The 12,322-nt window shown below is 71.7% G+C and carries 9 protein-coding genes; 3 read left to right on the forward strand and 6 right to left on the reverse strand.

What is annotated here, in order from left to right:
• Positions 1 to 12 precede the first annotated feature (12 nt).
• Entirely contained in the window at positions 13 to 2,856 is a 2,844-nt protein-coding gene (locus BUB75_RS14250) for a WD40 repeat domain-containing serine/threonine protein kinase (RefSeq protein WP_073257002.1), read from the reverse strand.
• A gap of 195 nt (positions 2,857 to 3,051) precedes the next feature.
• Here BUB75_RS14250 and BUB75_RS14255 point away from each other — a divergent pair, with 195 nt between their 5' ends.
• Entirely contained in the window at positions 3,052 to 4,209 is a 1,158-nt protein-coding gene (locus BUB75_RS14255; protein ID WP_218617510.1) for a CapA family protein, read from the forward strand.
• Positions 4,210 to 4,238: 29 nt separating this feature from the next.
• Here the strand turns inward: BUB75_RS14255 and BUB75_RS14260 are convergent, their stop codons facing one another.
• Complete coding sequence (locus BUB75_RS14260) at positions 4,239 to 5,177, reverse strand: type IV toxin-antitoxin system AbiEi family antitoxin domain-containing protein (protein WP_084741051.1); 939 nt, start codon at positions 5,175 to 5,177, stop codon at positions 4,239 to 4,241.
• Between the two features lie 119 nt (positions 5,178 to 5,296).
• On the opposite strand from BUB75_RS14260, the gene BUB75_RS14265 reads away from it, so the two are divergent.
• Positions 5,297 to 5,869, forward strand: a complete 573-nt coding sequence (locus BUB75_RS14265; RefSeq protein ID WP_084741054.1) for a hypothetical protein — start codon at positions 5,297 to 5,299, stop codon at positions 5,867 to 5,869.
• Here BUB75_RS14265 and BUB75_RS14270 read toward each other — a convergent pair.
• On the reverse strand, positions 5,841 to 8,348 hold the full coding sequence (locus tag BUB75_RS14270) for a DEAD/DEAH box helicase (protein WP_073257008.1): 2,508 nt from the start codon (positions 8,346 to 8,348) through the stop codon (positions 5,841 to 5,843). The genes BUB75_RS14265 and BUB75_RS14270 overlap by 29 nt on opposite strands.
• Positions 8,349 to 8,606: 258 nt before the next feature.
• On the opposite strand from BUB75_RS14270, the gene BUB75_RS14275 reads away from it, so the two are divergent.
• Positions 8,607 to 9,626, forward strand: coding sequence for a P-type ATPase actuator domain-containing protein (locus tag BUB75_RS14275; RefSeq protein ID WP_084741056.1), 1,020 nt, complete (start codon positions 8,607 to 8,609; stop codon positions 9,624 to 9,626).
• A gap of 162 nt (positions 9,627 to 9,788) precedes the next feature.
• On the opposite strand, the gene BUB75_RS14280 is transcribed toward BUB75_RS14275, so the two are convergent.
• The 3 genes from BUB75_RS14280 to BUB75_RS14290 form a co-directional block, all read right to left on the reverse strand.
• Positions 9,789 to 10,355, reverse strand: coding sequence for a hypothetical protein (locus tag BUB75_RS14280; RefSeq protein WP_073257016.1), 567 nt, complete (start codon positions 10,353 to 10,355; stop codon positions 9,789 to 9,791).
• 163 nt (positions 10,356 to 10,518) lie between these two features.
• Positions 10,519 to 11,409 carry a zf-HC2 domain-containing protein gene (locus BUB75_RS45115; RefSeq protein ID WP_073257019.1) on the reverse strand — a complete coding sequence of 297 codons (891 nt, stop codon included), beginning with the start codon at positions 11,407 to 11,409 and terminating at the stop codon, positions 10,519 to 10,521.
• Complete coding sequence (locus tag BUB75_RS14290; RefSeq protein ID WP_073257298.1) at positions 11,406 to 11,921, reverse strand: sigma-70 family RNA polymerase sigma factor; 516 nt, start codon at positions 11,919 to 11,921, stop codon at positions 11,406 to 11,408. Before BUB75_RS14290 ends, BUB75_RS45115 begins: the two co-directional genes overlap by 4 nt.
• Between the last annotated feature and the right edge of the window lie 401 nt (positions 11,922 to 12,322).

Consider the following 12,322-nt stretch of genomic DNA (forward strand, 5'->3'; position numbering starts at 1 on the left):
GGGCACGCCCGGTCAGTCGTTGGTGGGCGTCGGCACCGGCCGGGCGTCCAGGTCCCAGAGGCGGACGACCTTCTCGTCGCCGCCGTCGACCAGCGTCCGGCCGTCCGGGCTGAACGCGACCGCGTCCACGTCCCCAGGAGCCTTCAGCGGCTGCCCGATCTGCTTGCCGGATGCCACGTCCCACAGGCGGGTCGTGTCGTCGATGCTGGCGGTGGCCAGCGTCCGGCCGTCCGGGCTGAACGCCAGGCTGTAGATGTTGTCGGTGTGGCCGCGCAGCGCCGACGGGCCGTCGGCCCGCAGCGACCTCGTCTCCACGTCCCAGAGCCGGACGACCTTGTCCGAGCCGCCGCCCGCCACCAGCGTGCCGTCCGGGCTGAACGCGACCGAGTCGATGTCGCCCGCCGTCGCCTTCAGCGGATCGCCGATCTGCTTCTTCGAGGCGACGTCCCAGAGCCGGATCGTGTCGTCCGCGCCGCTGCTGACCACGGTCTTGCCGTCCGGCGAGAACGCGACGCTGTAGACCTCGTCGGTGTGGCCGGTGAGCCGTGCGATCTCCTTCTGGGACGCGACGTCCCACAGCCGGACCGTGCGGTCACCACCGGAGGAGACGATCGTCCGTCCGTCCGGGGAGAACGCCAGCCCGTACGTATCGCCGGCGTGCCCGGTGAGGACGCCGACCTTGGTGCCGGTGTCGGCGTTCCAGAGCCGCACCGCGCCGTCGCCGCCGACCGAAGCCAGCAGGTTGTTCGTGCTGAATTTGACCCGGTAGACGGTGCCGGTGTGGCCCTTCAGCGGGTCGCCGATCTGGCTGCGGAACTCGGCGTCCCAGAGCCGCACCGTGCTGTCGCCGCTGCCGGACGCGATCCGGGTCCCGTCCGGGCTGAACGCGACCGCGTTGATCCACTGGGTGTGGCCGGTGAACTTGTGCTGGACGGCCGGGGAGGGGCCGATCGCCAGCGGCGTCGCGCTGATGCGCGGGCCCGCGGTGTCGCCGTTCTCGCCGTCGTCGCCGGTGCCGCGGAACCAGTACGCGCCTGCGCCGATCACCGCGAGCACCAGCAGCACGGCAAGGCCGGCGAGCAGCGGCGTGCGCTTGCGGGCGGGCGGGTCCGGCGGAGCGGCGGGGCGCGCCGGGCCGTTGCCCGCGGGCGGGTACGGGGCGCCGTAGACCGGGCCGCCGGACGCATTGCCTCGCCACGACGCGTACGGGCTCCCCGAGATCGGGTGCCCCGACGCCGGATGCCCGGAGACCGGATGGCCGGAAACGGGGTGACCGGAAACGGGGTGACCCGATACCGGATGACCCGATACCGGGTGGCCGGAGACGGGGTGACCGGAGACGGGATACGAGCCGGAGACCGGCGCTGCGCCGGACACCGGGGCCGCGCCGGACACCGGGGCCGCACCGGAGACGGGCGCCGCACCCGAGACCGGCGCCGCTCCTGAGACGGGCGCCGCACCCGAGACCGGGGTTGCGCCGGGGAGCGGTGGTGCCGACACGACCGGCGGGGCGGACAAGACGGCCGGGGACGTCCGGTGCCAGTGCTGGACCCGGGTCGGCCCGTCGGTCGTCGCCTCCACCGGCGTCGGCCCGCCCTCGGCGAGCGCCGCCTGGATCCGCCGCGCCCGCTCCAGGTAGTCCTTGGCCGCGGTCGGCCGCCCCTCCTCCATCATCCCGGCCGCCGACGCGACCAGCGTCGCGGCCAGCCGCTCGGCAGCCGACCGGGTGATCGGGTGCTGGTCGCCGTAGAGGCCGAGCGCCGACACCGCCACCACGTCCAGCGCCGCCACCGTGTCGAACGCGACCAGCTCGTGCAGCCGCAGCTGCTCGTCGGCCACCAGCAGCGGCAACAGCTCGTCCCGCGCCTCGACTGCGGTCGGGCGGCCGTGCGGGTCGGGATCCGTGCAGCGCCGCACCAGGCTCGCGACCACCCGGCCGCGCTCCGGCCCGACCTCGGCGGCCAGCAACTCGTCCAGGTCGGGGCGCAGGCTGTGGCGCAGGTGCGCTTGCAGGTAGGCCAGCGGCGTCTTCTCCGCCACGTCGTGCGGACGCCGCGCGGTGAGCAGCTCGGCCAGCACCACGCCGAAGCTGAACATGTCCCAGGCCGGGGTCGGGCTGGTGCCCTCGTCCGGCGGCATGTACGGGATCGTGCCGACCCCACCGGTCGGGTTACCGGTCTGCGGGTCGCGGAGCGTCCCGAGGTCGCCGAGGACGCTGCGCCGGTCCCACCGCAGGATGTTCGCCGGCTTGACGTCCCGGTGCACGAGGACACCGCGCTGGCCGGTGGGCGTGTGCAGGTGGTGCAGCGCGTCCGCGATGCCGACCAGGTCGAACAGGATCTGGTCGGCGGTCAGCCGCGGCGGGTTGGACTTGACCACCTGGTCTTCCAGGTCTTCCCCGCACAGCGGCATGACCTGGACGAGCGCGAGGCAGACCCCGTCGAACTCGCGACGGAACTCCGGCATCTCGGCCTGCGCGAACACCGGGAGCAGGAACGGGTGGCGCAGCGCGGTCGCGTACCGCTGCTCGCGGCGCATCCGCTGCAGGACGTCCGGGCGGCCGCGCCGCTCCAGCACGACCCGGATCGCGACCGGGTCACCGGGCTCCCCCGCCTCGGGCAGCGGGTCGAGCAACTCGGCGATGAACACCGTGGCCTGCCCGGTGTTCTTGGAGATTCGCTCGCGCAGCAGCACCCGGACGTCCGGCCCGGTGCCGACCGGTAACCGGATCGAGCGGCCGGTGACCAGCTGGGGCTCGGTGAGCGTCGGGCCGCCCCCACCGCCGCTGACGGGCTCGCCTCCACTGGGGTAGCCGCCGGACGGTGTCTGCCCCGGGTCGCTCGACCAGCCGCTCATGGTGGGCTGCGCTCCCCTTCCCCGATCGTTCCGTCAGCCGGGCGTTCCTGCCCAGTCGTCCGCCGCTGGAGTGTATAGCGCCGGGTCCCGCCGGGATCCGTTCCGAGACGGGTTACCGACAGGGCGCGGCCAGGACGCGCCGGAACCGGGCCGAACTCCCTGGCAGCGTGGCCGCCGTTCCCTATTGTTCCGGCTGTGGAGACCGGGAAACAGCGCCGGTGGATCGCGACCGGCGCCGCCGTCGCGCTGCTCGCCCTGCTCGCCCTGCTCGTCGGCGTGACGTCCGTCCCCGGCGGCCCGGACGAGGGATCGTTCCTGCGGATGGCCGCTCCGGCAGCCCCGGACGCTCCACGGGAACCGACGGTCCGGATCGCCGCGGTGGGCGACATCATCCTCGGTTCGACACCCCGGCTGCCGCCCCAGGGTGGCCGCACGTTCTTCGACGACGTCCGCCCCGCGCTGACCGGCGACGTCGTGTCCGGGAACCTGGAGTCGCCGCTGACCGACCGGTCGTACTCGGCGAAGTGCGCGACCCCGCCCGCGGCGAAGGAGAAGAAGCGGCCGAGCGAGCCCCCGAACCGCTGTTTCGCGTTCCGGGTCCCGCCGGGATACGCCCGGTGGATCGCGGACGCCGGCTTCACCGTGATGAACGTCGCCAACAACCACGCACGCGACTACGGCAACGCCGGGCTGGACGACACCGTCGGGGCGCTGCGCCGGCATCGTGTCGACCACACCGGGTTCGCCGGGCAGATCACCCGGGCGTCGGTGAACGGCATCCGGGTCGCGGTGCTCGGGTTCTCCCCCTACGGCTGGACGAACAGCGTCCTCGACATCCCGGCCGCCGCCGCGCTGGTCCGGCGCGCCGCCGCCGATGCCGACGTCGTCGTCGTCAACACGCACATCGGCGCGGAGGGGTCGGACGCGACACACGTCCGGCCGGGCCCGGAGAACTTCCTGGGCGAGGAGCGCGGTGACCCGATCCGGTTCGCTCACGCGGTGGTGGACGCCGGAGCCGACCTGGTCGTGGGACACAGCCCGCACGTGCTGCGCGGGATGGAGTTTTACCGTGGGCGCCTGATCGCGTACAGCATGGGAAACTTCGCCGGATACCGGACGCTGTCGACGGCCGGTCCGCTCGGCGTCGGCGCCGTGGTGCGCGTCGAACTGCGCGCGGACGGCAGCTGGGTCGGCGGGACGCTGGTCGGCACCCGGATGGTCAACGGGGGGCTGCCCGCCCGCGACCCGGGAAATGAGGCGCTGACGCTGGTTCGGCGGCTGTCCGCTGCCGACTTCGGCCGCACCGCCGTCCAGGTCGAACCCTCCGGCGCCCTCTCCCCGCCCGGAACCTGACCGCTGTCAAAACGCTGGTGCTATCACGTCTACGATTTGCCACCGCTCGCCTGCGCGCCCCGGAAGCCACGCGGCCGTTCGCGGTAGGTCTGCTCGATGGTCGCGAGCACCTTCTCCGGATGCTCCCGGATTTCCCGCGGTGTGAAATGCAGCGTCATGATCCCGTACCGAGCGAGCAGATTGTGACGCTCCAACGTGCGCTGCCAGTCAACCGGAGAAGTGTGGAACTCCTTCGAGTCGGTCTCCAGAGCGAGCCCGACGTCCTGGATCCAGCCGTCCGGCGTTGGCAGCACGGTGCCGTCCGCCGCGATCAGGCGCGGGTTCCACTGCACCGGCGGCAACACCGAGCTCAGCGCGACCACGTCCCGCATTTCGGCCTCCGGCGCCGACCGCACGCCGTCCTTCAGCTCGGCCACCACTCGACGCAACACCGCGCTGTGTGCCGTCGAGCCCTCGGCAAGCTCCCTCTCGAACGCGGACAGGGGCGCGAGTCGCCGCTGAACGATCTCGGCGAGAAAAGCGCGAATTTCCGTCAGCGGATAGCCGGCCCGTGCCGCATCTGCCCCGGCGCGCGCCACCGAGCAGATTTCCATCGCCGGGAGCAGCCGCGGATGCTGATCAGGCCGGGCGGTTCGCGTGACGATCACGAAGCCTCGGTGGGATCGGCGCCTCTCGAGCGGGACGAGGATGTGGACGCGGCGATCGTCCGGCGCGTAGCGGACACCGTGCCTGCGCAGGGCCGCAGCGCCGGTGATCTGCGTTCCCTCGCCGCCGTACAGCGTCGCCGCGATCAACCGGTGCTCCTCGGTGGGCGGCCCGCTGAACGTCGCATAAAGCCCTTTGAGAACCCGTTGCCACTCGCCGCGCGCTATGTGCCAGCGAATAGCGTCATCGGTCACGCCCGCCGCGTTCGCCTGGCTTCGCAGGAGTAAGCCGGACTGCCGCTCGATCAGTCCCGAGAGATCCACCGCCCTACCGTCGGGCACCGAAAGCCCCGACGCGAGGATGCATCCGCCACCTGTGGACAACCGCGGCGAGCGCTGTCAAAACGCTGGTGCTATCACGTCTGCGATTTGACACTGCTCCCATGGACGCCTGGTTCGACGCGCACAAACCCGGGCCGGTCACCGTCGCCGGGCGACCGTTCGCGCAGACCGACGGCACCACCTGCGGCACCACCGCGATCATGCTCGCCCGGGTGCTGGCCGATCCGCAGTACGCCCAGGAGCTGGCCGACGGCGGCCCGGACGCGTTCACCCAGCGCCTCGTCGCCGAGCAGCGGCGGCTGCACCGGTGGACGAACCGGCTCTGGCCGCAGGCGCTCGGCACCACTCCGTGGGGTGTGCGGCGCGGGCTGGCCGAGCAGGCGGGCCACCGGTACCGCATCCGATGGACCCGCAGTGCCGACAAAATCGTCGCCGCCGTCGACGCCGGCTATCCGGTTCCGCTACTGGTCGGCAACTGCTACCCCGCCCACTACCTGCTGGTCGTCGCCCACGAAGCCGACCAGCTGCTCGTTTACAACCCGGCAGGTGGGCGCCTGGTGCCGCTCACCGTTGACGACCTGCGCACCGGCCGGCTCTCCGGCGTCACCGCGTACCGCCGGACGTTCGCCGTGCTGCTGCCGACGCTCAGCCGGTCAGCGGGCCCACGGCCGTGATCTCGACAACGGCCACGCCCGCCTCGTCGGAGGCCTCCAAGTCGACGGTCGCCGAGATGCCCCAGTCGCGGTCACCCGCCGGGTCCTCGAACGTCTGCCGCACCGACCAGTAACCGGGCTCGACCTCGATGTGCAGGAACGCGGGCCCCCGGGCGTCCGGCCCGGTCCCCAGCGACGAGTACTCCTCGAAGTACGGCGTCAGCGCGGATTCCCAGGCTTCGGCGTCCCACCCGGAAGCACCGTCCAGCTCACCGAGCTCCCAGTAGTTCCGCAGCGCGGCCAGCTCGACCCGGCGGAACAGCGCGTTGCGCACCAGCACCCGGAACGCCCGCGTGTTGCGGGTGACCGCGGGCGGCCGCTCGTCGATCGGAGCGACGTCGACGATCTCGGACGGGTTGGTCAGCCGCTCCCACTCGTCGATCAGGCTGGAGTCGACCTGGCGGACCAGCTCCCCGAGCCACTCGATCAGGTCGGACAGGTCCTCGGTGCGGGCTTCCTCCGGCACGGTCTGCCGCATCGCCCGGTAGGCGTCGGCCAGGTACCGCAGCACCAACCCCTCCGACCGCGCCAGCGAGTAGAACGACACGTATTCGGTGAACGTCATCGCCCGCTCGTACATGTCGCGCACGACCGACTTCGGCGACAGCTCGTGGTCGGCCACCCACGGATGCCCACGCCGGTAGGTCTGGTACGCCGCGTCTAGCAGCTCGAGAAGCGGCTTGGGGTACGTGACCTCCTCGAGCGCGTCCATCCGGGCGTCGTACTCGAGCCCGTCGGCCTTCATCTGCGCGACCGCCTCGCCCCGCGCCTTGAACTGCTGGGCGGAGAGGACCTGACGCGGGTCGTCGAGCGTGGACTCGATCACCGACAGCACGTCCAGCGCGTAGCTCGGCGACTCCCGGTCGAGCAACTCGATCGCGGCCAGCGCCAGCGGCGACAGCGGCTGGTTGAGCGCGAAGTCGAGCTGCAGGTCCACCGTCAACCGCACGGTCCGCCCGGAATCGTCCGGCGTGGAGAGCTTCTCCACCACCCCACCGGCCAGCAGCGCGCGGTAGATCGCGATCGCGCGCCGGATGTGCTTGCGCTGCGCGGCGCGGTCCTCGTGGTTGTCGGTCAGCAGGTGCCGCATCGCCGCGAACGCGTCGCCCGGCCGCCCGATGACGTTCAGCAGCATCGCGTGCGAGACCTGGAACGACGACGTCAGCGGCTCCGGCTCGGCGACGATGAGCCGCTCGTAGGTCGGGCGGCCCCACCCGATCGAGCCCTCCGGCGGCTTCTTCTTCACGACCTTGCGGCGTTTTTTCGGGTCGTCGCCCGCCTTCGCCAGCGCACGCTCGTTCTCGACCACGTGCTCCGGTGCCTGCACGATGACCGTGCCGACCGTGTCGTACCCGGCGCGCCCGGCCCGGCCGGCGATCTGGTGGAACTCCCTGGCCTTGAGCAGCCGGACCTTGACCCCGTCGTACTTCGACAGACCGGTGAAGACGACGGTCCGGATCGGCACGTTGATCCCGACGCCGAGCGTGTCCGTCCCGCAGATCACCTTCAGCAGCCCGGCCTGCGCGAGCGTCTCCACCAGCCGCCGGTACTTCGGCAGCATCCCGGCGTGGTGGACGCCGATCCCGTGCCGCACCAGCCGGGACAGCGTCTTGCCGAAGCCGGTGCTGAACCGGAAGTTGCCGATCGCACCGGCGATCGCCTCCTTCTCCGCCTTGGTGCAGACATTGATGCTCATCAGCGCCTGCGCCCGCTCCAGCGCCGCCGCCTGGGTGAAGTGCACGACGTAGATCGGCGCCTGCCGGGTCTCCAACAGCTCTGTCAGGGTCTCGTGCAGCGGCGTCGTCACGTACTCGTAGAACAGCGGCACCGGCCGCTCGGCGGAGCTGACCACCGCGGTCGTGCGTCCGGTCCGCCGAGTCAGGTCGTCGACGAACCGCGTGACGTCGCCGAGCGTCGCGGACATCAGCAGGAACTGGGCCTGCGGCAGCTCGATCAGCGGCACCTGCCAGGCCCAGCCGCGGTCGGGCTCCGCGTAGAAGTGGAACTCGTCCATCACGACCTGGCCGACGTCGGCCCGGTCACCGTCGCGCAGGGCGATGTTCGCCAGGATCTCGGCCGTGCAGCAGATGATCGGCGCGTCCGCGTTGACCGCGGCGTCGCCGGTGAGCATGCCGACCTGCTCGGGGCTGAAGACGTCGCACAGCGCGAAGAACTTCTCCGAGACCAGCGCCTTGATCGGTGCGGTGTAGTACGTGCGCTTGCCGGTGGCCAGCGCCGCGAAGTGGGCGCCGGTGGCGACCATGCTCTTCCCGGAGCCGGTCGGCGTCGACAGGATGACGTTCGCGCCGGAGACGATCTCGATCAGCGCCTCCTCCTGATGCGGATACAGGGTCAGGCCCTGTTTGTCCGCCCACGTGGAGAAGGCATCGAATACGGCGTCGGGGTCGGCGGTGGCCGGGAGCAGATCAGTGAGCGTCATCGCAGGCCTATCGTGCCCGGTCGCGCCAGGGATGGCCATCCGGGGGGCACTCCTGGCACATCCGTCACAAGAGCCCCTCCCAAAACATCGTCAACCTCGTTCGTCGGGCGTTGAACCATCCTCCGCGGCGAGCCGTCATTGCAACAGGAACACACAAGCCGAACTTAAGGTCAGCCGCCGCAGGGCTCGTCCGACGGTCCGAGAGCGCTGACAGCTCCACCCGGTGCCCAACTCGTATTACCTGGACAGGAGACGGCCATGCGCCCAGCAGTGAGCCCGGCCCCCGCCGAGACCCGCGGACCGGTATCGGTCCATCCGTGGGCCTATCCGCACGAAGAGGTCCTCCGCCGGTTCGACGTCAACCCGCTGACCGGGCTGACCGTGGAGGAGGCCGCCCGCCGCCGCGGCGCGCTCGGCCCGAACCTGGTCGAGACCGACGCCGACAAGACCGTCGACGGTGCCGCCACGCAGCCCTGGTGGGCCGCGGTGGCCGAGTGGACCGGTGTTCAGGCCATGGTCGACGCGGTGCGCGGCCGCCGGATCGCGCCGGACCACACGCTGACCGACGTCGAGGCCGGGCGTCAGCAGTTCCAGGCCCGCGTGCTCCGCTCCGACCGGGTGCTGTCGGTCCCCGCCGTCGACCTGGTCCCCGGCGACATCGTGCTACTCGCCCAGGGCGACCTGGTCCCGGCCGACGCGCGCCTGCTGGACGTCGTCGAAATGCGGGTGGACGAGGAGCCGCTGACCGGCGGTGAGCTGGCTTCCTCGCGCTGCGTCGCCCCGGTGGGCAACGGCTGGACGCCGGTCGCCGACCGCCGCTCGATGATCCACGCGGGCAGCCGGGTCGTGCACGGCGCCGGAACCGCGGTCGTCGTGGCCACCGGCCCGCTGACCGTCCTCGGGCGCGCGACGATGCTGCGCGCGACGCCGCTCCGCAGCTCGGTGGGCCGGGGCAACCTCGGGCGCGCCGCGCTCCGTCCGGGTCGGCTCGGTCGCCGCGGCGGACTGGGCGCCGGTGCCTCGCGCCGCACCGCGGGCGGGCCGCGCGCCACCGAATCGGCCGCCCCCGCCGGCCTACCCTGGCTCCCGTCGGCCGCTCCGCCATCTCGGCGCCCGGCCCCGGTAGCGGCACCCCCGGTGGCGGTCGAGCCGGCTCCGTGCGTGACCGAACCCGTCGTCGCTCGTCGTCCCGCCGGACCTCGTCCGCTCGTGCTGGGCTCGCGCCCCGCGCGCGCTGCGCGCAGCGCGCGTCGTTGGACCCGCAGCTGCGGCTACTGACCCTCAACCCTCATTCTGGACGCTACGCGGGCACTGGTTGCCCGCGCGTTCAGCTGTCCGGCCCCGTTTGAGCTCCTCGTCACCACCGCCCGGCTTCGTTGAGACAACACAAAAAACCCGCGCCGCCGGGGAACGGCGACGCGGGAAGTCCGACCGGGATTCTCAGTAGTGCGAGTCGAGCATGATCTGACCGCCGAGATCGTCGACCAGCGGGTCGAGCGTCTCCGCCTTGGTCGAGGTCACCAGCCACTTGGTACCGACCAGGTAGGCACCGCCGTAGCCCTCGGCCTCCTTGATCCAGTCGTACATCTTCTGGTTCGAGACGAACGTCAGGATCGTCATCCGCTTGCCGCCCGTCACGCAGGCCGCCTGCTGGAACTCGCTGTTCTTGTGGAGGTCCGTCGGCTTGCAGCCGATCTTCTCCGCGATCTCCGGCAGCGACCGCTCCGGCGCTGCCACCGGCTCCGAGTTCCGGCTGCTGTACCACTCCGCGCCGGCCAGACCCAGAACCGAGCCGCCGACCACCGCGGCAGCGACGGTCGCGATCACGATGCCGCGCCGGGAGCGGCGAGGAGCGCCAGGACCACCGGAGCCACCGCCCGGATACCGGCCGGGCGGGTCCCGGTCGTCGGAGTCGAACGTCTCGTAGCGGTCTGACGGGTAGGAGCTGGCGGCACCGCCGGGGCGGCGGCCGGCCTGATGGGGGTACGTGGATTGCGGTCGGCTCATACTCTCCAGACGGTTCCCGGCGGCGTCCGGTTCAACCGGGAATGCGGTGAGCAGGACGGAAACGGGTCGGGCCCCGCACCGTCGAAACGGTGCGGGGCCCGACCGGGGTGCGACAGCCCACCGATCCCCACAACCCGAGGAGTGCCGCAGCCCGGCAACCGGGTTATTGAACTGCGGTCACCAGCGTTGCGCCGGCAGGCGTCCGGATCGACACCGCGGCCAACCGGCCTCCGTCGGCCGACGGCTTCAGGTTCACCGAGTCGTCGAGGACTCCGGACCCGTTGACCTTCAAGCGCCGATCGCCGACGACCGGGTCACCCAGGCTGGTCGCCGCGGTGACCTCGACCTCGATGCCCGGCGGCAGGTCGGTGCCTTCGAGATCCAGGCGCAAGAAGCCGCCGTCCACCTCGGTGACCATGACACTCAGCTGGGCGCCACCGGTGGTGACGTCGCTCTCGAGGGGGTAGGTCACCTCGCCGAGGGTCGGCGTGGGTTCGCCGGTCGCTTCCGCGGTTCGCTCGGCCACCGGCGCGGTACGGGTTTTCCCGCCGTCGTCGGAGTCGGACAGGTTCGACCCGAGCAGCACCCCACCGCCGAGGACCAGTACCGCGGCCGCAGCCGCTCCGGCCCACGCCAGGTGACGACGCTGTGCGCTGGCGCTGGACGCCCGCGGACGCGCGCGGTGGGACCGTGCCGTCCGCCCGGACCAGCCCGGGAAGCCGGCGTCCGGTGCCGGGGTAGCGGCCGGACGTTCGTTCCCCCGCACGGACCGCAGCTGCGGCGGCGGAGTAGCGGCCTGGCTCGTGGTTGCGGCTTCGAGACGGATCGCGTGCAGCGTCCGCATCATCAGCGCGTCGTTCGGGTCGGCGGGCTCGTTGATGAACGCCTCCGGCGGCACGGCGGCCAGCGCGGCGGCGGTCTGCTCGGCTTCGTCCAACTCGTGGCGGCACCGGGTGCAGGTCAGCAGGTGGTCGGCGAGCATCGCCGCCTCGGGCGGTTCGAGCGCCCCGACCGCGTATGCGCCGACGAGTTCGCGGCAGCGTATTTCGCTCATCGTGTCACCCCGACCACATCCCCCAGCGCCGCTCTGAGAGCTCGCAGCGCGTAGTACGTCCGTGACTTGACGGTGCCGGCTGGCACGCCGAGCACCTCGGCAGCCTCGGCAGTCGTCCGTCCACGGTAATAAACCTCGATCAGTACTCGTCGGTGCTCGGTCGACAAGGCTCCTAGCCCGTCGAGCACCACCATCGTGTCGACCACCCCGTCGGAGTGGTCCCGTTCCATCGGCGGGGTCGCGGGGTTCTCCGCGACCTCGGTGGGGCGAGCCCGGCGAGCTCGTGCCCGGTCGGTCACGATGTTCCTCGCGACCGTCAGCAACCAGCCCCGGACTGACCGGGATCCGTCAGAAAGCGCTTCACTGTGTTTCCACGCCCGGACGAGCGTCTCCTGGACGACGTCCTCGGCCGCGGCGGCGTCGCCGGTGAGCCGGGTCGCGTACGCCAGCAGCGCACGGCCGTGCTCCACGTAGATCTGCCGGATCAGCTCCTCACCCTGGGCGGGTGGCAGCTGACGGGGGGTCGACGGCCGGTCGGCCCCCACGACGCCGTTGAGCGGCGGCGCGTGGCCGGCACCGCTCCCCACGCCGTCCCGTGGTCCGGACGCAGTGCGTTGCCGAACGTCGGGACCTATCGACGTCCGGCCTGGCGGAACAGCCGCTCCGGGTAACCGGGGAGCGGGAACAGCTATGTGCACTGACGCCTCCGACCGTGATCCTTTATCGGGTCGCACACGAGCCCCAACTCTCACACGCACGCCTGCAGAAGCCGGTTCAGCACGAACCGAAAACTTTCTCGGGCGCTAACGGTCAATGGCACGAATCCGGTGAACCGGGTGCACAACGTAGTGCGATCCGGGTCCGGGGTGAAGGTCTTCTCCTCATCTGTTCGGTCCACCCGGGCGGTGTCCGG

Source organism: Cryptosporangium aurantiacum, assembly GCF_900143005.1.
Lineage (GTDB): Bacteria > Actinomycetota > Actinomycetes > Mycobacteriales > Cryptosporangiaceae > Cryptosporangium > Cryptosporangium aurantiacum.